General features: G+C 45.6%; 13 protein-coding genes and 1 pseudogene. 11 read left to right on the forward strand and 3 right to left on the reverse strand.

From position 1 onward, the window contains the following. The first annotated feature begins 102 nt into the window (after nucleotides 1-102). From cysK to COW15_RS19840, 4 genes are all read left to right on the forward strand, one after another. Entirely contained in the window at nucleotides 103-1,071 is a 969-nt protein-coding gene (gene cysK, locus COW15_RS19825; RefSeq protein ID WP_253988229.1) for a cysteine synthase A, read from the forward strand. Nucleotides 1,072-1,320: 249 nt separating this feature from the next. Next, entirely contained in the window at nucleotides 1,321-2,397 is a 1,077-nt protein-coding gene (locus COW15_RS19830) for a methyltransferase (RefSeq protein ID WP_293635334.1), read from the forward strand. A gap of 118 nt (nucleotides 2,398-2,515) precedes the next feature. Continuing rightward, the gene (locus tag COW15_RS19835) at nucleotides 2,516-3,514 is read left to right on the forward strand and encodes a TDT family transporter (protein ID WP_293635336.1); all 999 of its coding nucleotides are present in this window, start codon (nucleotides 2,516-2,518) and stop codon (nucleotides 3,512-3,514) included. 674 nt (nucleotides 3,515-4,188) lie between these two features. Beyond that, complete coding sequence (locus COW15_RS19840; RefSeq protein ID WP_293635338.1) at nucleotides 4,189-6,966, forward strand: TonB-dependent receptor; 2,778 nt, start codon at nucleotides 4,189-4,191, stop codon at nucleotides 6,964-6,966. Nucleotides 6,967-7,031: 65 nt separating this feature from the next. On the opposite strand, the pseudogene yfcC reads toward COW15_RS19840, so the two are convergent. After that, a pseudogene (gene yfcC / locus COW15_RS19845) lies at nucleotides 7,032-8,239 on the reverse strand (putative basic amino acid antiporter YfcC). Nucleotides 8,240-8,550: 311 nt separating this feature from the next. Between yfcC and COW15_RS19850 the strand changes: the two are divergent. Then, nucleotides 8,551-9,462 (forward strand): LysR substrate-binding domain-containing protein, encoded by a 912-nt coding sequence (locus COW15_RS19850; protein ID WP_293635340.1) that lies wholly within the window; start codon nucleotides 8,551-8,553, stop codon nucleotides 9,460-9,462. A gap of 214 nt (nucleotides 9,463-9,676) precedes the next feature. Here the strand turns inward: COW15_RS19850 and focA are convergent, their stop codons facing one another. Next, nucleotides 9,677-11,296: a formate transporter FocA gene (focA, locus tag COW15_RS19855; RefSeq protein WP_293635342.1), complete on the reverse strand. Its 1,620-nt coding sequence runs from the start codon at nucleotides 11,294-11,296 to the stop codon at nucleotides 9,677-9,679. A 902-nt stretch (nucleotides 11,297-12,198) separates the two neighbouring features. Between focA and COW15_RS19860 the strand changes: the two genes are divergently transcribed. The 3 genes from COW15_RS19860 to pflA all read left to right on the forward strand — a co-directional run bounded on the left by COW15_RS19860 (nucleotide 12,199) and on the right by pflA (nucleotide 17,294). Continuing rightward, on the forward strand, nucleotides 12,199-13,731 hold the full coding sequence (locus COW15_RS19860; RefSeq protein ID WP_293635344.1) for a DUF3360 family protein: 1,533 nt from the start codon (nucleotides 12,199-12,201) through the stop codon (nucleotides 13,729-13,731). 476 nt (nucleotides 13,732-14,207) lie between these two features. After that, the gene (gene pflB / locus COW15_RS19865; RefSeq protein ID WP_293635346.1) at nucleotides 14,208-16,490 is read left to right on the forward strand and encodes a formate C-acetyltransferase; all 2,283 of its coding nucleotides are present in this window, start codon (nucleotides 14,208-14,210) and stop codon (nucleotides 16,488-16,490) included. Nucleotides 16,491-16,553: 63 nt separating this feature from the next. Beyond that, nucleotides 16,554-17,294 (forward strand): pyruvate formate lyase 1-activating protein, encoded by a 741-nt coding sequence (pflA, locus tag COW15_RS19870; RefSeq protein WP_293635348.1) that lies wholly within the window; start codon nucleotides 16,554-16,556, stop codon nucleotides 17,292-17,294. A gap of 15 nt (nucleotides 17,295-17,309) precedes the next feature. Here the strand turns inward: pflA and yfbV are convergent, their stop codons facing one another. Next, nucleotides 17,310-17,753 carry a terminus macrodomain insulation protein YfbV gene (gene yfbV / locus COW15_RS19875; protein ID WP_293635350.1) on the reverse strand — a complete coding sequence of 148 codons (444 nt, stop codon included), beginning with the start codon at nucleotides 17,751-17,753 and terminating at the stop codon, nucleotides 17,310-17,312. 140 nt (nucleotides 17,754-17,893) lie between these two features. Between yfbV and ackA the strand changes: the two genes are divergently transcribed. The 3 genes from ackA to COW15_RS19890 all read left to right on the forward strand — a co-directional run bounded on the left by ackA (nucleotide 17,894) and on the right by COW15_RS19890 (nucleotide 22,279). Continuing rightward, nucleotides 17,894-19,093 carry an acetate kinase gene (gene ackA, locus COW15_RS19880; protein ID WP_293635352.1) on the forward strand — a complete coding sequence of 400 codons (1,200 nt, stop codon included), beginning with the start codon at nucleotides 17,894-17,896 and terminating at the stop codon, nucleotides 19,091-19,093. Between the two features lie 122 nt (nucleotides 19,094-19,215). Then, the gene (pta, locus tag COW15_RS19885; protein ID WP_293635354.1) at nucleotides 19,216-21,369 is read left to right on the forward strand and encodes a phosphate acetyltransferase; all 2,154 of its coding nucleotides are present in this window, start codon (nucleotides 19,216-19,218) and stop codon (nucleotides 21,367-21,369) included. Nucleotides 21,370-21,847: 478 nt separating this feature from the next. Beyond that, on the forward strand, nucleotides 21,848-22,279 hold the full coding sequence (locus tag COW15_RS19890; RefSeq protein WP_293635356.1) for a hypothetical protein: 432 nt from the start codon (nucleotides 21,848-21,850) through the stop codon (nucleotides 22,277-22,279). Nucleotides 22,280-22,465 lie beyond the last annotated feature (186 nt).

Here is a 22,465-nt window from a genome sequence, read left to right on the forward strand (position 1 = left end):
ACTCTTTAATAACTAAATCGAATAAAGAAGAACAAACAATCACTTCTAAAAGTGCCAGAGGCGATTATGATTCAATAGTGCAAACATAGGAGCAAGCAATCCATGAGCAAAATTTTCGAAGACAATTCATATACTATTGGTAATACACCGCTAGTACGTTTAAACCGTGTTAGCCAAGGTAAAGTGCTGGCAAAAGTCGAAGCACGCAATCCAAGTTTCAGTGTTAAATGCCGTATCGGTGCCAATATGATTTGGGATGCCGAGAAAAAAGGTTTGCTGACAAAAGATCATGAACTGATCGAGCCGACATCGGGTAACACGGGGATCGCACTCGCCTACGTCGCCGCGGCCCGGGGCTACAAGCTGACGCTCACTATGCCCAATACCATGAGCTTAGAGCGTCGCAAATTGCTCAAAGCCTTAGGGGCAAACCTAGTGCTGACCGAAGGCGCGAAAGGCATGAAAGGCGCGATTGATAAAGCGGAGGAAATCCGTCAATCCGCTCCTGAAAAATATGTTTTATTACAGCAGTTCAATAACCCTGCTAACCCAGAGATCCATGAAAAAACCACAGGTCCAGAAATCTGGAACGATACAGATGGTGAAGTAGATGTCTTTGTTGCGGGTGTAGGTACTGGCGGCACTATCACAGGTGTGAGCCGTTACTTGAAAAAAGTGGCTGGCAAAACCATTACCTCTGTCGCGGTTGAGCCAGTGGATTCGCCAGTCATCTCCCAGACATTAGCGGGTTTACCCGTTCAACCCGGTCCCCATAAGATCCAGGGTATTGGTGCGGGCTTTATCCCCGGAAACTTAGATTTAGAGTTGATTGACCGCGTTGAAACCGTCAGCAACGATGATGCTATCGATATGGCCCGTCGCTTAATGCAAGAAGAAGGCATTTTGGTCGGTATTTCATCGGGCGCCGCTGTCGTTGCCGCAAACCGCATCGCAGCATTACCGGAATTTGCCGATAAAACCATTGTTGTGGTATTACCCTCTGCGGCAGAACGCTATTTATCTTCGGTATTGTTCCAAGGCCAATTTGGCGACGAAGAAAACATCCAGTAATTTGTCAGCTTTCCATGTAAAAACCCGGTTTTGTCCGGGTTTTTTTATGGCTATTTTCCAAACTATTTACGGCTAATTATTCACAGCTCACTCGCCGCGCTAGCCCTTTAAGCTTCTGTTGCCTCAATTTCGGTGGCACTCGTTGGATCAATTAAGTTAAGACTCAGTTCATAGTTTTTCAACGCCGAACTGACTTTCGTGATCCAGTTCGCTATAACGTCATCACCTAAAGCCAACTAACTCGTTTCTATGCCTTTTTACTCTAATCCCCGCGATATCACCGCTTTTGATGCTAAATTTGAAGCTCAAAAAATTGCCTTCGGGCCCATCAGTTTCCAAGTGGCCCATTGCCTGATGAAGTTCAATATTCTAGCCACAATCGATAAAGCGGGTGGGAATGGCATCACCTTGGCCGAATTGAGCCAATCCACCCAAGTGAGTGAGTACGCCCTAGGGGTATTACTCGATATGGGACTTAGCATGGGTTTAGTCTGGCAAAAGGATGTAACTTATGTGCTAGATAAAACTGGATATTTTCTATTACATGACGATATGGCCGCCATCAACCTTAACTTTGTGCAGGATGTTTGCTACCAAGGTTTGTTCCAACTTGATAAGGCTCTCGCTGAAGGAACAGCGGCGGGATTAGCCGTATTTGGGGAATGGAGCACTATCTATCCTGCCTTAAAAGATCTGCCACCTAAGGCGAAGGAAAGCTGGTTTGCCTTCGATCATTACTATTCAGACCATGCGTTTCCCGCCATTATCCCATTCGTTTTTAAGCATAATCCTAGACACTTAGTCGATATCGGCGGCAATACAGGCAAGTGGGCATTCACGTGCTGCCAATACGATCCTGAGGTGGAAATCACTATTATGGATTTTCCTGGCCAACTCGCGATTGCGGCGCAGCAAGCGGCCAAGCAAGGATATTCATCACGGGTACATACCTTTGCGACGGATCTGCTAGATGAGTCCCTATCCTTTGTGGAAGGTGCCGATACTTATTGGATGAGCCAGTTCCTCGATTGTTTCTCTAAAGCGCAGATCCTGAGCATTCTTAAACGCACCGCTCAGGCGATGACACCAAACAGTCAGTTGTTCATTGTCGAAACCTTCTGGGACAGACAACCCTCTGCCGCTTCGGCTTACTGTGTTAATGCCACTAGCCTCTATTTTAGTGCTATGGCTAATGGCAATAGTCGCATGTATCACTCTAAGGACGTCTTGGCTTTACTACAGCAAGCGGGTTTATACGTCGATGAAGACACTGACAACCTCGGGCTTGGGCATACATTGCTGCGCTGTAAACTCAAACCCATATAGTAAATTTTAATTACTCAACAAATAAATTTAATCAATTTTATTTACCAAATTCTCAGACATACACTGACATTATCAAACAGGAACTATCGATTTATGTCAGTGTTGAGAGGTAAATAATATGACTTCAAAGCGTAAACATTGGACAGCACAGGCTGCTAAATTACCTAGCCCCATGGGCGGACTCGCACTCGCCATTGCAAGCTTAGGTTGGACTTGGGAAAGCGTGATGCCCTCACTCAATGGCTGGGGACAACTGATGGGGGCAGCCATAGCCTCAGTCTTCCTTATGCTGCTTGCTGCGAAATTTGTACTGCACCCCACAGTGCTAAAAAACGAACTCAGCCATCCGGTCATCGGGAGCGTGATCCCTACATTCGCCATGGCATTAATGGTAGTGTCAAACCTACTCGGCCATTATTTCCCCCATGCAGGCTTAACCCTTTGGTTAGCCGCCATTGTTATCCATGTCGTCTTTTTAGGCGCGTTTATTTACTACCGCGCTCTCGACTTTAAACTCGAACATATGGTGCCTAGCTGGTTTGTGCCACCGATTGGCATCATAGTGGCGGCAGTATCTTTCCCCGCCTCCGGTTATCAGTGGTTAGTGAATGCCATTTTAGGTTTCGGTATGCTGGCTTACCTCATCATGCTACCGCTGATGCTCTACCGCTTAATTTTCTGTAAAGCCGTACCCGACGCAGCAAAACCCACGATAGCAATCCTTGCTGCCCCCGCAAGCCTATCCCTTGCGGGCTACTTGACCGTCACAGAGCAGCCTTCTATCGCCCTCGTCGCGCTGTTAGTGAGTATTGCTATCCTGATGACGAGCATTATCTACTTAGCATTCTTTCACCTGCTTATACTCCCATTTAGCCCTGGATACGCCGCATTTACCTTTCCCATGGTCATTGGTGCCACCGCACTCTTTAAAACGTCGGCATGGCTTGGGCAATTTAACCAATTCCAACAATTAACTGTGTGGATAAAATACTTAGCAGACTTCGAGTTAATAATCGCAACCTTAGTTGTGGTCTATGTCTCGCTGCGTTATTTCTTACATTACTTCCCTATGCCATTAACCCCATTAGCACTAAGAAGAGTATTAGATGTCAATTAAACAGAATGGAAAGCGGAATAAATATATGCAGGATTTTATTTAAAACCGAAGTCAACAGTTAATAAAAAAGCTTAAATCGAATAAATAGGCGTGAATATAAATTCACTCCCATTTATTAATTAAACAACATTTAATACTGATAACGTCTATTCCAAAAATGATACCCACCCTCAGTTAAAAACAACCACAAAGTTTATTTAACGGCAAGACAAGTTAGTACGAAAAACAACCGCCAATTCAACATATACCGTATACAAGTCCTATTTAAAATAAAGCAAACAGTCTAAGATAAAATAAATAGAACGATTAACTATATCGTTCTATTTTTATTTTAAATAAAACACCTAAAAAACACTGAAACATATAACCGTATAAACGATATCAATTAGATAAACAATTATTAACACAATAAAAACAATAACCCCAATAACCAACAATAATTTCACAAAAATAGTCATAAAATGATTTTTTTAGGATCGAATATACCGTCAATCAAACCATAAAACACAAAACAAAACAGTATATTAACAACCATCTCCCAAGTAGCATTGTTGCACTTGTTATATTCTTGTGGTTATATCCTGGACTTAATTAAATGAGTGCTTATTTTTTACATAAGTAACCATCTAAGAAAAATAAAAATAAACATACAACATGTGTTAAGGGAGAATAAAATGCGCGCAAATTCTACATTAGCCAAAGCTATTCGCTTTGCGTTAATAGGCGGAGCTACTACAGCAGCTTTATCAACGTCAGCTGTATTTGCTGCTGAAGACGGTGCAAAAGTTGAACGTATTGCTGTAACAGGTTCTCGTATTCAAAGAACCAATTTAGAAACATCTACACCTATAACGATGTTTTCTGCAGCAGACATAGAAAAAACAGGTTTCTCTACCGTTTCTGAGTTTTTAAGAACAAATGCTGCCTCTGGTGGTTTTAATGAATCATCAACCTTAAGCCAAGCCGCAGGTGCTTCATCAATTGGTGTAAAAGGATTTGATTCCGACTATACACTTATTTTATTGAACGGCCGTCGCATCGCAAAAAATACTGCCGGGGGCATTTTTACAGATGTCAACCAAGTTCCAATGGCAGCTGTTGAGCGCATTGATATTTTAAATGATGGGGCCTCTGCAATTTACGGCTCCGATGCAGTTGCTGGTGTGATTAACATCATCACTAAAAAAGACTTTGATGGTGTCGCATTGAGTGCCAAGTATGGTGGTGCAACGGATAAGTGGGATGGTAATGAGTTATCAACATCTCTTGTAGCCGGAGCGAGTAATGATAAAACAAGTATCTTATTTTCAGCAGAACATTTCGCTCGAGATGTAATTAAAGCATCTGATCGTGAATTTGGCAGAACTGCATTTATTGATGGCCACGAAGGTGGTGAAGGAAGATCACCTTGGGGTATTCCTGGTTTCACAACAATTAACTCAGCTCTCGTTGACGGTAAGCGTTTAGATAATGCAGCTAAAGGTCAGGGAGAAGCCCCTTGGTCAAACTGTGCACCAGAAAATATATCTGGCACACGTTGCTTATATGACTTTGCATCCTTATATCAAATTCAGCCAGAGTCTGAGCGTCAATCAATCTTTACTAGCATTAATCATGAAATGAACGATGATCTGACTTTTAATGGCCAGTTCCGTTACACTCGGGCATACACTAAAACATCTAATGCGCCAGCTCCTGGACAAGTTGACGTATCCAATAGTCCATTTTTAGCCGATTTTCTTCGAAACGATCGCTACAAAGATGATCAAGAAAAAGCAGAAGAAATTATTCGTTTAGTTGAAGCCGGTGAAGCAACTGTTGCTGTTGGTCGTCGATATATTGATTTTCCTAACCGTGAAAAAGATAACACTAACGAGACGTTCGAAGCTGTTGGTGGTTTAAATTACAATATCGATGACAACTGGGGTCTCGACTTCGATATAGGTTTCTCACGCTTGACCAACCGCCAAATAGGCTCTGCGGGTCAATTGCTTGCTGCTGGTGTTTCTGAGGCATTTAATGATCCAAATTCTAAACTGAACCCATTCGTTGTTAATGATTGCAATTCAGCAGAACTCGCCTCTGTTTGTAAAGATCTGCAAGCTGCTATCCACCGCACAGGTGAATATACTGTGTCTTTCTCTTCCCTTGTTTTATCTGGTTTACTCCCAGGTATTGAATTACCTGGTGGTGAGATCGGCCTTGCAGCAGGCCTAGATATGCGTCAGGAAAAATACACCGACCGTTCAGACCCAGCATCAGTTAATGGTGAAGTCATCGGTGGTGCCGGTTCAAATGGTGGTGGTAAATTCGATAATTTTGCTGGTTTCGTAGAATTGTCATTACCAGTACTTGATAACCTAGAGGTGAGTCTTGCGGCTCGTCAAGACAAAGCTGACTGGGAATTAGCCGATGCGAGTGATACAACTTACTCAGCTAAAGCGTCTTATCGCCCAATTGATGACCTATTATTACGGGCATCCTACGGTACGGGTTTTAAAGCGCCAAACTTGAGTGATCTGTTCTTATCAACCTCATTTGGTGTGACTAAAGCCATTGATACAAAACTGTGTAATGCCGCAGGAAACGTTTCGAGCCATCCGGATTGTCAACGTATTGAGCTAAATTCAAAAAGTGGTGGTAACCCTGAGCTAACACCTGAAACATCAAAATCTTATAACTTTGGTGTTGTTTATCAATTCACCGATAGCCTATCACTTTCTGTTGATTTCTGGTCTCTGCAAATTGACGATGTAGTTGGCAGTTTAGCAATCCAAGAAATTCTGGATGAAGAAGCGAAAGGTAACTTAACAAACCTAGTTGTACGCAACTCTGAAGGCCGTCTAACTGACTCTAACAGAGACGGTTATGTTCAAACTAACAAACAAAACCTGACAGAGCAAAGTGCAACTGGCTTAAACTATGATCTTCAATATAGCAGCGAGTTCTCATTTGGTACTTTGAAGTCAAGCTTACAAGCAGAACAGTTCCTAAGCTATAAAACGCAATCTTCAGCAGTTCAACCTTTATGTGATGATATTGCTGATAATTCAATGCGTGACTATCGTATTAACGGCAGCATTTCATTAGAACAAAATGATTTTGTAACCTCACTTAATATGCGTTACCTCCCTGGTTACGAAATGTATGACAAACGGAACACGGGTAACAAATCTTGTCAGTTAGTCGGCTATTATGACGTCGGTGCAGAAGTTAATGCTGATGGTGATTTAGTTAACCCTGGTAGAAGCCAACATGTGGCAGCTTATGTTCAGTTTGACCTAACAACGGCTTACTATTTTGCTGACGACAATAAAGTTACATTAGGTATCCGTAACTTACTTGATAGACAGCCATCATTCAGCCAAGTTGATAAATGGCCATTCTATGATCAAAGCGTCTACGACAATATCGGCCGCTTCGTTTATCTACAATATGATGTGAAGTTCTAATCTCCCTTTAGGAAGATAAAAACGCTCAAGTAAAACGGCATCTTCGGATGCCGTTTTTTATCTAGTTAGCTAAATCCAAGATAGTGCGCGCCAATCACCAGCACGCTTGAGACTAACATCAGCAGCAACATAAAACGCCACACAAATTTCAACCAGTTGCCCCAGTCGACACGGCATACGCCAAGGGTGGCCATCAAAGACGCTGAGGTGGGCACTATGATATTGGTGAGACCATCACCCAATTGAAAGGCTAATACCGCCACTTGACGCGTCACGCCAACAATGTCAGAGAGTGGTGCCATCAGTGGCATAGTTAAGGCCGCCTGCCCTGACCCTGAGGTCACAAAAAAGTTGAATACGGATTGAAACAACAACATAAACCAGGCAGACAGTGCATCCGGCAGATGGCCAATCACTCCGCCAGCACTGTTGAGGATTGTATTGAGCACACTCGGCTCTGTGGGTGCCCCGCCGCCGAGCAGGAGTAAAATCCCTGAGGCACATCCCACTAAAAGTGCAGGTTCTAACATGGTTTTGGCGCCGTCTTTAAAACTCTGCGCCACCTTGTTAAGCGTCAAACCATTGAGTTTAAATACGCAACCAATTAAGCCAGCCACTATGCCCATAGTAAAAAACTGGCTGGCGATCTCAGGGATAAACCATGCCTTAGCGATCACGCCCCAAATCACCCACACCATAGTCATCACTAAGATAAGCAAGACTAAAAGGTCACCGAAGTTGAATCGGCTCTCAAGCGTTGCACTGGCATGATGTTCACGGAAATAAACATCGGACTGATAACTATGGGATAAACTCGGTTGCTGTTGAATTCGATGGGCATAACGCATAGTGAAAATAATGCCAAGCAAGGTGAAACCTAACCACATAGGCAAGCGAAACTCACTACCCGATAACACGGGAATACCTGCAATTCCCTGGGCAATTGCCACACTAAAGGGATTCATCCAAGAACTGGCAAAACCAATTTGGGTCGCCACATAGGTCACCATCACAGTGGTGATGCCGTCATAGCCCAAACGGATCATCAAAGGGGCTGTAACTCAGGCTCACCTGCCTTATCGAGCTGATAGGCAAAAGAATGGGGATCGACAACGGTTCTAGCTTTATCAACACCCTCGGCCAAATAGTGCACCTCTTGGGTTTGGAATGAACCTATGGGGATAAGATACGTCAGTAACCCTGCCATGAGTGCCACAAAAAAGATGATCACTAAGGTATCCGGCATCGGGAAGTTAACCGCTTGGGGGAGCATCGGGGATCCGCTGGCAGTCTTAGCTGCCCCTTTGGGCTGAGTTGTCATAAGTGCGCAATTTTTATCGTGAAATTGAAAGGCCGCACTATAAACTAAATTTCATAAAATCAACATCGACACCACTAACCAAGGACACAACAGGGGTTACAACACAATTAACAATAAAGAGTGAAGCAGCTCTAAAATCCGCATTCAAGATCATGCCTTTACTTGTAGGCACCTCGGCACAGTCTTAAAATCGTTGCCAACAAACCATCAATAAAATTGATGGTTTTCATTAGCGCATTTTTCAGTTAGGAGCCCATCACAACATGAAGTACTCACTCAAGCAAATTGCCGTTTTCGACGCTGTCGCCAGCCTTGAAAGTGTGAGTGCCGCCGCCAGAAAACTATCCATGACACAGTCCGCTGTCAGTATGTCCCTCGGCCAACTCGAAAGTCTGCTCGGTCGACCTCTCTTTATTCGTCAAGGAAATAGACTCACGCTAAGTCACTGGGGAAACTGGTTACGCCCTAAGGCAAGGCGATTATTGCAGGATGCCCAGCAGATCGAACTAGGTCTACATGAGCAGCATTTAATCAGTGGTAGATTTAAACTCTGTTCCAGCCAAACCGCAGCTGAGCATCTGCTCCCCGAGCTTATCAGCAAGATTGATACCGATTTCCCCGAATTACGCATCGAATTGATGGTAGAAAACAGTGATAGCGTTGTCGAAGGCTTACTGAACTACGAGTTCGATTTAGGGATCATCGAAGGTCGAAACGATGATAGTCGTCTCCATCAAGAACAATGGTTAGATGACCATTTAGTGGTCATCGCTTCACCCCATCATCCCTATGCCCGCTACGAAAGCACCAGCTTGTCGCAACTTGAACAGGCAAAATGGGTACTCAGGGAACAAGGTGCGGGGACGCGGCGCATTTTCGATGGTGCCATTCATGGGGTCATTGAAAAATTAAATGTCTGGAAAGAATACGAACATGTCCCACTACTCAAGGCCTTAGTTAAAAATGGTCCCTATTTAAGCAGCCTTCCCTTCTTAGATGTTGAAAAGGATGTGGCTAATGGTGAACTGGTTATTCTGTCAACGCCGCAACTGAATATGAAACGGCATTTAGCTTTTATATGGCGAACTGACGCGGGTGAGAACCCATTACGGGACTGCGTTATCACGGAAGCGAGACGTTTAATCCGGCACAGACAAACGCTGATTAAGCGTTAAACAGCAATATCCCGGCATTGCCATAACAATGTGGGGATTGGTACTACACACTAGTTTATTAGCAGTTTTAAATTGTAGCTCACTTTATAGGGCGAGCAGGGTATCGGTAAGCAGGCCCTCTGCGTCAGGGATGGCGCAGTGGAGCCCTCAGGGAAGAGTTAATGGCGTGCCTGCGTGCGATATCCTGCGATCTAGCATAATTAGGAACAGTTAGTTAGTCATAAAATGCCTCACACACTACTTTGGCGATTTGCTCTCGGTTTATCATGCCGCATAACTGACCCTGCGTTATCACAGGGTATGCACTAGGCCGATTAGAGGATGCATGGCGTAACCGCTCCTCGTAGCTTTGGTAGCTACTTGCGAGCATCAATCCCGTATCCGTCACAGGGAATAATGTCTGGCGATCGACAACCATCAATTCAATTAAGCCATCGAGGGGATCCTGAGGGGAGACAGTTAACACTTCGGTTTGCATTAAGTCCCCGACTTTATCGGGGACACCCCGGGTAAATTCCTGCGCCCAAAGGCTACGCAGTAAATCCTGTTGTGAAATAAATCCCACCAGAGCGTGTTTATTATCGATAACAGGTGCACAACGGACTTGGGCCTCACTCAACACCTTCAATCCGAAATACACAGACTGATCGGCATTCAGGGTGATAGGCGCAGGGTCCATCACATCACTCACGCGCATCTTAGGGATAGATTTTGAAGCCACTTTTGCATTTAACATAATAGGTTGTTCTCCAGTTGATACAGTTTGAATATAAGGCTCAAAGACATTGGCTGGCTGACACTGGGCCGACATAGCCGAACATGACACAGGGCAAGTCATCGCAGGTGGCGCCAGGGGATTAACAAGGGTTAACTTAGGCTGAGAATGGTCAATATTATGGGGGTGCGCTCCCTGCGCTCGTTCAATCCACCAGTAACCCAATCCCACAAAAATCCCACCCCCAACAATGTTGCCAAGGGTGACGGGTATAAGATTATTGAAAATAAAGTGACTGGCAGTTAATTCATTGAATTGAGAGGCTTCGACACCAATCGAAGTGAAAAATGTCGATTCGGCAAAGGTGTGAATAGCGATGCCTAAAGGCACCATAAACAAGTTAGCAATACTGTGTTCAAAGCCACTACTGACAAACATGGCCACGGGTAACATCAATAAAATCGCTTTCGTTAAAGCATCACGACTGGCAAAGGTCATCCATACCCCTAAGCACACCAGCATGTTACAGAGGATGCCTAAGCTAAATGCCTGCATCCAACTATGGTGTAATTTATGCTGGGCAATCGTTAAGGCATTAAGCCCCCATAATCCCCCATCGAGCCGATACATGCGGGCTGACATAATCAACAACAACATCACCATAGCACCGAGCAAATTACCTAAATACACCCGCCCCCAACACAGGGCCAACTGCTTACTAGTGACCCTCTTCTGCGCCCAAGCGACAGAACTCAGCACTGTGCTAGTAAATAGCTCTCCACCACAGATCACCACCAGCATTAACCCTAAGCTAAATGCCAGCCCTCCCGCTAAGCGTACTAACCCCCACGGACTTCCCGCAGCCCCAGTGGTTACCGTGATATAGAACACAAAGGCCAAAGCAATAAAGATACCGGCAAATGCGGCTTGACCTAAGGATTGCCACACCGATTTAACCACCTTACTCTGTCCATAATGTTCCGCTTGTTGATAGAGACTCGGCTTATCGGCATCACTCCTTCCACCTTGGCCCTGAGTCGATACTAATGCTGAGTTTAAGTCCTGTGAGCTTAAGTGCCGTGGTGCCCCCATACGAGCATCATATTGTGATGCTTTCATGCTATTGCGCCCCAACGTCGAATAATGTCCTAACAAATCCCGTACACAACATAAGTTTCTCCAGTAATTTCATTGCTCTGTGAATTGTTCACTCAAACAATACGCTGAAGAATCGCTCAATAAAATTGGATAATAATGATGGCACCCATCAGAAATACTGATAGATAGTCATATCATAAAAACACATGTTAATCATTAAACCAAAAACCAACATATGACTTATTCAATTGTTTTAAAAGGATTTAATTTTAAATTAAACAATAAGGACTACAGAGTCGTATCAAATAACACTCTGAGTAAAGGTGGGTGAATCTATTACCCCTTCATCTCGCGCAATGTCAAAGGAGGGGGAAGCTGTGAAAAACCCCCATTATCAGCCCAACTGATAGACCAAAGTCCTTACTCAATCGAGCTTACAACTTTAGTGATACCTCACACTTATCCCAGCAAACATAGCGATCTAACACACGTTAGCGCGTCACTTTTCAAAACAACTCCCGTTTTCGCATCGTTTCGTAGGGCGACAACACAAAATGGCTCATAAATGTGATCAATAGGTAACGCAATATGCGTGCCTAAGCGTCAACTTTTCTTATTCATCAACCTAAGTTGTTAAGTGCCTCCCAATTCACTCACACAGCTATTTCAGATTTATTGATACCTAGTGATGGGACTAGGCTCCTATGTTAATATTTATTGGGTAAATTGGTCTTACCAATTTTGACGATGTGAAATTCGATACTATGGGGACAGTGTTCAGCACTATTGGCCCACATCGACGATAAAAAAGTGGCGATTCCTCACTTGCAAGCATGCAGGAAAGGTCTTTGTCGACACCATGAAACACGCTCAGTTTTCATCAAATGATGAATCACAATGTTCTTTTCGGAGAATGAGAAACTATGTCTGAAACAGTCAATAAAACAGAAAGTGAAGCCCCAGAGCGCACCTACAGAGAGCTGCACCGCCCAGCGTCTCAGTTTGTCTCTCGAGAAGCCTATTTAGAGCATGAACTTAAAATCATGAAGCCCAGGCGCTGGGGATTAAATTTACCGGGTCGTGATTTTCGTTTTGAGTGGGAAGATCTCGTCCCAGCACTCGCGGGAACCATTGGGATCACTGTGATGTATTCAGCGGTGATGGCCGCATGGGCGGCGGGACTCACTGAGCGTTGGGAGCACATCAACTTAGGCGCAGAGTTTGCCATCCAAGTTGTGCGCGTCGAAATGCTTATCCCTGCTTTACTCTTTTGTATCATTAGCTCAGGTTTTATCAATCCTCGCGCCAACTTAGGTGGTAACCATGGCCCGATGATCCCCTTGATTGGTGCCATCGCTTTAGCGGGTGCGCATCCCCTTGCCCTCGCTATTCTGATTGGTATTTTCGGCCTAATTCTCAGTTACTTTAAGGGAGGATCACGGCTCGTTAACCTGACAAGTAGTGGGGTGGCGGGGGGATTATTAGTCTTCCTCGGTTTTATGGGGGCTAAAAGCCAAATCGGCTCACTCTTCGAATGGTCTAGTGGCCTACAGGCAAAACACAGCCTTGATTATTCATTAGGTTATGTGGCGTTTGCTATCTTGCTGGTCAATGTCATTTTATATGCTTACCTCGCAAAAGTCGGCAAGCGCTGGCTTGCCATTCCACTGTGTTCAATCACAGCCATTGCCTTAGCCTTTGGCCTAGGAGCCGGGCTTGACCTTAAATTTGTTACCGAACCAGGGATCCCTAATCTAAACCCAGTTTATTGGTGGGGTTCTACCGAGCACGGATGGCAGTTAGGTTTACCTAATATGGCACATTTTATTGCTTCGCTACCCTTTGCCATCCTAGCGGTTGCCATGTGGTCACCTGACTTTTTAGGTCACCGTATTTTCCAAGAATTGAATTACCCTAAAGGCGCTGAAAAAGTATTAATGGATGTCGATGACACTATGACAACTTGCTCACTACGCCAAATGGTAGGAACCGCAGTGGGTGGAGGTAACATAACCTCTTCATGGGGCACCTATATGATCCCAGCTGCCATCGCAAAACGTCCTATTCCTGCGGGGGCCATTTTGCTTGGCAGCCTATGTATCATAGTGGCCATCATTGGCTATCCAATGGATGTGACCGTCTGGCGCCCTGTGATGTCTATCGCCCTATTAGTAGGCGTGTTTTTACCCCTGCTAGAAGCGGGTCTACAAATGGTCAAAGATAACCTCAGTAGCCAAGCTGCGGGGATCTGTATTTTTGCCTCCTTCGTAGCCAACCCAGTACTGGCATGGGCACTCACCATGTTATTAGATAACAATGGCCTTATCGGCGATAAAGAGCGTCCAAAGACATTGTCATTTGCCGACCGTATCGTTATTCCAGGACTGGCATTTGTGATTTGTCTTGCCGCTATGCTCGCCGTTGGGATGATCGAAGGCATACCTGCACTTCTATAATCCTATGGGTGGAGGGCCAACTTTGAGTGGCTCTCCACTTGATAACCAGCTTCAATTACGTTGTTTGGTGGTTTTTTCCCTTTTTTCACTTTGCATTAACCGACAATTTGATGCGATGCAATCGAAACTTAAGGGGATAAATGCTACCTCGGTAACAAATTTGGCATGAAGTATTGGCAAACTGACCTGATAAGGGTGCAGACGCGCAAGAGCTATGTTAATATTTTCATGGACAATTGGTCTTACCAATTTATTAATGTTTTACGTATAGCCGATAATCGAACTACGCGAACATTTGCCATCTTATCGGATATCAATAAACAGCATTTTTGAAGTACCTCACTTCAAAGCACAGTTCCCATCATAGGGCGTCATCATGAAGGGAGCTTTATTCAGGAATTAGCTATTGGCTTTTACTCGCATCACAGAGTGCTTAACGCCAATAACCTTTATCTCAACTAGAAGGTATTAGTACGATGACCGACAAAACTGAACTGTTTGCCAACGCGTGGGAAGGTTTTACTCCTGGTGATTGGAAATCCGAAGTCAATGTGCGTGACTTTATCCAACAAAACTACGCTCCCTATGAAGGCGACGAATCATTTCTAGCCGGTGCCACCGAAGCGACCACAAAATTGTGGGACAAAGTCATGGATGGCATTAAACAGGAAAACCGCACCCACGCCCCTGTGGATTTCGATACTAAGATGGTGTCCACCATCACCTCCCACGATGCAGGCTATATCAATAAAGATTTAGAAACTATCGTTGGTTTACAAACGGATGCGCCGCTAAAACGCGCTATGTTACCCAACGGTGGTATTCGTATGGTGGAAAGCTCCTGCGCCGCCTACGATCGCGTGCTCGACGAAGACGTTAAATACATCTATTCAGAACTGCGTAAAACCCATAACCAAGGTGTATTCGATGTTTACACGCCAGAGATTATGGCTTGCCGTAAATCAGGTGTATTAACCGGTTTACCCGATGCCTATGGCCGTGGTCGTATCATTGGTGACTATCGCCGTGTTGCACTCTATGGCATCGATTATCTGATGAAAGATAAATTCGCCCAATTTGGCTCACTGCAGGCGCAGTTTGAAGCGGGTGAAGATTTATCTAACGTTATCCAATTACGTGAAGAAATTGCCGAGCAACACCGTGCACTAGGCCAAATGAAGAAAATGGCAGCCAAATATGGTTGCGATATTTCTCGCCCAGCGACCACTGCCCAAGAAGCGATCCAATGGACTTACTTCGGTTACTTAGCCGCAGTGAAGAGTCAAAATGGCGCGGCGATGTCATTGGGACGTACCTCTTCATTCCTCGATATCTATATCGAGCGCGATCTGAAAAATGGCACGCTAACTGAGCAACAAGCCCAGGAGATGATTGACCATTTCGTGATGAAACTGCGTATGGTGCGCTTCCTACGTACCCCTGAATACGATGAGTTGTTCTCCGGCGACCCTATTTGGGCGACCGAATCCATCGGCGGTATGGGCTTAGATGGCCGCACCTTAGTGACCAAATCTAGCTTCCGCTTCTTAAACACTTTATACACTATGGGCCCAAGCCCTGAGCCAAACATCACTGTGCTCTGGTCTGACAAACTGCCTGTAGGCTTTAAAAAGTACTGTGCTAAGGTTTCAATCGACACCAGCTCTATCCAGTACGAAAACGATGACTTAATGCGTCCAGATTTCCAATCAGACGATTACGCTATCGCCTGTTGTGTGAGCCCTATGGTTGTGGGTAAGCACATGCAATTCTTCGGTGCTCGCGCTAACCTCGCCAAAACCATGCTGTACGCAATTAACGGTGGCGTGGACGAAAAACTGAAAATCCAAATCGCCCCAAAAGCTGACCCCATCACAGATGAAGTGCTCAACTTTGACGATGTGATGACTCGCTTAGACGGTTTAATGGATTGGTTAGCGACCCAATATGTCACTGCTCTGAACTCAATCCACTACATGCACGACAAGTACTCCTACGAAGCGGCGTTAATGGCACTGCACGACAGAGATGTGCGTCGTACTATGGCCTGTGGTATCGCGGGTTTATCTATCGCAGCCGACTCACTGTCAGCGATCAAATTCGCCACAGTCAAACCTGTGCGAGATGAGAACGGCATCGCCGTCGACTTTGAGATCAGTGGTGACTATCCAAAATTTGGTAACAACGACCCACGTGTTGACGATATCGCCTGTGATTTAGTCGAGCGTTTTATGGCGAAAATTCGCGACCGTAAAATGTACCGCAATGCGATCCCAACCCAGTCAATTCTCACCATCACCTCAAACGTAGTTTATGGTAAGAAAACCGGTAACACACCGGACGGTCGCCGCTCAGGTGCGCCATTTGCACCGGGTGCAAACCCTATGCATGGCCGCGATGAAAAAGGCGCAATCGCCTCATTAACCTCTGTGGCTAAACTGCCATTTGCCCATGCTCAGGACGGTATCTCTTATACCTTCTCTATCGTGCCAAATGCGCTGGGTAAAGACGAAGATGGTCGCCGCACCAACTTAGCCGCACTGATGGACGGTTATTTTGCCCATAACGAAGGACATGAAGGTGGTCAACACTTGAACGTCAACGTGATGAACCGCGAAATGCTTGAGGATGCCGTGGTCAACCCAGACAAGTATCCACAGCTGACCATTCGTGTGTCTGGCTACGCAGTGCGCTTCAACTCACTGACGCCAGAACAACAGCAAGATGTGATCACGCGTACATTCACTAAAGGTCTGTAAGCTAAATTAGGTAAGGCTGTAGTACAATATGCTACAGCCTCACTTACTTAAACAGGAGTCACAATGGCAGTTACCGGTCGGATCCACTCGGTGGAATCCTTTGGCACAGTAGATGGTCCAGGCATACGGTTTATCACCTTTATGCAAGGCTGTTTAATGCGCTGCCAATATTGCCACAACCGTGACACTTGGGATCTTGATGGTGGCAAAGAAGTACAGGTCGAAGAGTTAATGAGTCAAATCATCAGCTATCGGCCTTTTCTCGATGCCAGTAATGGTGGCGTCACCGCCAGCGGTGGTGAAGCCATTTTACAGGCCGAATTCGTCGCTGAATTATTTAAAGCCTGTAAAAAAGAAGGCATTCACACTTGCTTAGATACCAATGGTTTTGTGCGTAAGTACACGCCCATCATCGACGAGTTACTGGACCATACCGATTTAGTCCTGCTCGATATCAAGCAAATGAATGACGACAAACATATAGAGTTAACTAAGGTCAGTAACCACAGAACACTACAATTTGCCGAGTATCTCGCCAAACGCAATCAAGCAACGTGGATACGTTATGTGGTGGTGGGTGGATTTACCGATGATGAGGCCTCAGCATTACAGCTAGCCGAGTTTATCAAACCGATGAAAAACGTTGAAAAGGTGGAATTACTGCCCTACCACGAGCTAGGTAAACACAAATGGGAAGCGATGGGAGAAACCTATCAACTCGATGGCGTTACGCCGCCGAGTCGCGAAACCATGGAAAAAATTAAAGCCGTATTTAGCTCCCTGGGCATTAACGCTGTGTACTAAGACGCCAAGGGAGTCTTAAAGCTCTTCCCAATAACTGGCATCTAAGCGTTCAAAGGCTATTTTTAAGATAAACGCCATATCGAGGTAGCAGGCTTTAGCACCTAAGGTATGACAATGAATGCCCATGGCAGACAATTTCGCACTCAACTGATTACTCCAGTCGAATAGCGATAAAGGTAATGGATGGCGAGCACGCCAACCCAACCACAATAAACCCTGTATAGGCAGGCTAATAAAGAATAACGCGATAGTGAGTGCTTGGGGCAAAAATGCCCAGCCGTGAAGATATAACTGGCTCACACTCGCAAAAATCGCCAGCACTGGCATTACCAGAATGGCAAGCTGAGTGGCACGTACCACCCGATACTCAGGAAAATACAAACCCAGTTGTCTAACCATAGGCCACGTCTTCATATAACGACGACCGTCCCCTAAGGTTTTGAGAATATCAATACTCAATTTTAGACACCTACTACAATGGAACACTGCTTTTACCATAGCACAATCTGGCACTTTGCCCCAAGACTGTGACGGCAAATACTAGTGAGTTCCAAGATTTTTGAATCGTTAACTTAAACACAATGGCAAAAGGCTTACACATGTCTAATAAACTGGTTTTAGTACTCAATTGCGGTAGTTCATCACTCAAATTTGCCATCATTGACGCGCAAACAGGTGACGATCAGATCTCTGGCCTAGCCGAGTGTTTTGGCTTAGAGGATTCACGCATTAAATGGAAAATCAATGGCGAAAAGCATGAGTCCTCCTTAGGCGCTTTCACAGCTCACCGTGAAGCCGTTGAATTTATCGTTAATAAAATCCTTGCTGGCCAGCCAGAGCTAGCGGCACAAATTCAAGCCGTTGGTCACCGTATCGTTCACGGCGGTGAAAAGTTCACCCGCTCTGTGATCATCGACGAACATGTGATCAAAGGCATTGAAGAATGTTCATCACTGGCGCCACTGCATAATCCTGCTCATCTTATCGGTATTCGCGCCGCCATCGCTTCTTTCCCGAAACTCCCCCAAGTGGCAGTATTCGATACCGCATTCCATCAAAGTATGCCGGAGCGCGCCTACGTTTATGCCCTGCCATACAAGTTATACCGTGAGCACGGGATCCGCCGTTACGGCATGCATGGCACTAGCCATTTATTCGTTAGCCGTGAAGCGGCGAAAATGCTCAACAAGCCCTTAGCCGAAACCAATGTGATCTGCGCTCATTTAGGTAATGGCGCCTCAGTCACCGCGGTAAAAGGCGGCAAAAGTGTCGACACTTCAATGGGGCTGACGCCACTCGAAGGTTTAGTGATGGGCACGCGCTGCGGCGATATAGATCCATCCATTATTTATCACTTAGTTCATCAATTAGGTTACACCCTAGAAGAAGTGAACAACATGATGAACAAGCAGAGTGGCTTGCTGGGGATTTCTGAACTGACTAACGATTGCCGCGGCATCGAAGAAGGTTACGCCGACGGCCATAAAGGTGCGACCTTGGCCCTAGAGATCTTCTGCTACCGTTTAGCTAAGTACATCGCCTCTTACACTGTGCCACTCGGCCGTTTAGATGCAGTCGTCTTCACTGGCGGCATTGGTGAAAACTCAGAACTCATTCGTGAAAAAGTACTCAGCATGCTGGAAATCTTCAATTTCCATGTAGACAGTGAGCGCAACAAGGCGGCTCGTTTCGGTAAGAAAGGTATCATCACTCAGGATAACAGTACTGTGGCCATGGTGATCCCGACGAATGAAGAGTGGGTTATCGCCGAAGACTCCATTAAACTTATCACCAAATAATAAGATGATCTAAGCCGTTTGTTCACTCAAACGGCTTTATTGTTAGCGACCTACAGTTAGCCCATTTACAAGCAATTTCGCAGATATTTATCTGCCAAAAACCATCGAACTTAGAGGTTTTTATGTCCCGAAATATTATGTTAATTCCTATAGGCACAGGTGTTGGCCTGACCTCACTAAGCCTTGGAATGGTGCGTGCCTTAGAGCGTCATGGGGTTAAAGTGCAATTCTTTAAACCCATTTCCCAGCTGCGCCCCAATGACAGCGGCCCAGAACGCTCGACCACCATTTTAAGTAAGTCGCCCACGGTTAATCCGTTAGAGCCCTTCGATATGGCCCATGCGGAAGCCTTAATTCGTGCCGATCAAACCGATGTGTTGATGGAACAAATCATTGCTCGAGCCTCGGAATGTGCCAGCAATACTGAAACCCTCATAGTCGAAGGTTTAGTCCCTACCCGTAATCATCCCTTCGCGGACGATGTGAACTACGCCATCGCCAAAGCCATGGATGCGGATGTGATCTTTATTGCCACGCCGGGCAGCGACACCCCGACAGGCCTAATGAATCGCCTCGAAATCGCCTACAATTCTTGGGGGGGTAAAAAGAACAAACGCTTAATTGGCGCTGTGATCAACAAAATTGGTGCCCCAGTGGACGACGAAGGTCGTGCACGCCCCGATTTATCGGAAGTGTTTGATCACCAAGCGGTTCAGCGTTCCGATGCCGCCAGCATGTTCCAGCTACCGGGTAAAAGCCCGCTGCGGATCTTAGGTAGCGTGCCCTACAATCTCGATTTAGTTGCCCCCCGAGCCTCAGATCTTGCCAAGCATTTACGCGCACGTATTCTGAATGCCGGTGAAATGCACACCCGCCGTCTACGTAAAGTGACCTTCTGCGCGCGCAGCTTGCCTAATATGGTCAACCATATTAAGACAGATTCTTTGCTGGTGACCTCAGGCGATCGCTCCGATGTGATTGTGTCAGCATGTCTTGCCGCCATGAACGGCGTGAAAATTGGCGCCCTGCTCCTGACTGGAAGCTATGAGCCAGAGTCAGAAATCCTTAAGCTCTGTGAACAAGCCTTCGAGACAGGCCTACCTGTATTTTTAATTGATACAAACACTTGGCAGACTTCGTTAAATATCCAACGTTTCGACCATGAAGTCCCCGTCGATGACGCTGTGCGTATCGATTTAGTGCAGGATTATGTAGCCAGCCATATTGACCAAACCTGGATTGAGAGCGTGACCAAAAACTCGCCCCGTGAGCATCGCCTGTCACCACCGGCATTTCGTTACAAGCTCACCGAGCTGGCGCGCGCAGCACACAAAACCGTGGTGCTGCCTGAGGGTGATGAACCACGTACCATTAGAGCGGCAGCCATTTGTGCCGAGCGCGGTATCGCACGTTGTGTCCTTTTAGGTAAAAAAGATGAAATCCTGCGTATCGCCGCACAGCAAGATGTCGTACTGGGCGAAGGCGTGGTGATTATCGATCCCGAAGAAGTGCGCGATCGTTATGTCGAACCTATGCTAGATCTACGTCGTAGCAAAGGTCTGACCGAAGTCGTTGCCAAAGAACAGTTAGAAGACAACATGGTGCTAGGCACTATGATGCTGGCGCAAAATGAAGTCGACGGTATCGTCTCTGGCGCCGTTAACACTACGGCCAATACGATTCGTCCACCGCTGCAACTGATTAAAACCGCACCGGGTTCAAGCTTAGTCTCATCCATCTTCTTTATGTTAATGCCAGACCAAGTGTTAGTTTACGGTGACTGCGCGATTAACCCCGATCCCAATGCCGAGCAGTTGGCTGATATCGCCATTCAATCGGCAGAGTCTGCAAAAGCCTTCGGCATCGAGCCAAGAGTGGCGATGATCAGCTACTCAACGGGTAATTCTGGTACGGGTTCTGATGTGGATAAAGTGCGTGAAGCGACTCGCATCGCCAAGGAAAAACGCCCAGATCTGATTATCGATGGTCCATTGCAATACGATGCGGCAGTCATGCCAAACGTCGCCCGCTCCAAGGCGCCCGATAGCCCAGTCGCAGGTCAAGCAACGGTATTCGTGTTCCCAGATCTCAATACAGGTAACACCACATACAAAGCCGTACAACGAAGTGCCGATCTTATCAGTATCGGCCCAATGCTGCAGGGAATGCGTAAGCCTGTGAATGACTTATCCCGTGGCGCGTTAGTCGATGACATAGTCTACACCATAGCATTAACGGCTATTCAAGCTTCGCAAAATGATGCCACTAAAGGTTAACCAGAGATTTGAACACTAATTAACCTAAAACAGCACCGGCAAATGTCGGTGCTTTTTTATATAGACTTTTGAATAAACCTTAACAGCATACCCACGAATGGGGCAGAATGAAAAACTAAGAAATGCTCCTTTAACGAAGCAAATAGCTATTAAATAGCACTAAGCATTGTGAATAGAGTTGGTGATTCGATGAAAATATCCACAAGTAAATCGAGATTTTGGTGGGAAATAGAAAAACGTCACTTTTTAACCAGCAGATAAAGCAAGACAATATCAGTGAGTTACAAAGTATCACTGAAGTCTTCAACATAGTTTTCCACAGATTCTGTGGATAACCTTTAGGGCTTATCCCTTAGTATATGCCACAGTGTCCTCCCCTCAGTCAACCCATTTTGACTCTTCTGCTAAATTATTACAAAACTTGAACATGGGCGCTAAAATCGCGATACTTAACAACAAATTCCTATAACTAAAAGCTATGCGAACCTTATTTCTTCTCTCTTTCTTATTTCTGTTTGGTTGCGGCGATCCCGGTAAGGATCAGCATACGCTAACCCCTGAAGAAGTCAGTCTTGGTTTTTTTCACGCTATCTATGTCGATCGTGATGTCGAAAAGGCGAAGCAGTACGTTAATGACCCACTTAAAGAAGTGCTCACCCATTACTATATTGCTGCGGCGGTGCAGCGTAATATGCTCAGCCTCTCTATGACCAATGTCGAAATGGAGATTGACGACATTGATATCGACTTTTTCCGTAAATTTACTAAAGACGTTATTGTCGTGATTAAAATGAAGGGACTCAAAGGGGGGCAGCCTTGGATAGACGACCGAACGATTCGCCTGCATAAAATCGGTAATCAGTGGATCATTGTTGAGATCATGCCCGAAAAGCGCAAAGTCAATGGTTAAGGCGTCCCCTCATTGGTCAAAGGTGCAAACTAGCCCCTTTGTAATGCCGCTACACATTCACGCAGCTAATCCAGAATAGGTAAAAAAATAGCAACCCTAGGGTTGCTATCTCAATATGCTTGTTTTGTTATTTCTGACTCATAATTACCGTCAGCCTAACACTCAATTTAGGCTTGGCTCACTTCT

Origin of the sequence: Shewanella sp. CG12_big_fil_rev_8_21_14_0_65_47_15, from assembly GCF_002783505.1 — a bacterium.
Lineage (GTDB): Bacteria > Pseudomonadota > Gammaproteobacteria > Enterobacterales > Shewanellaceae > Shewanella.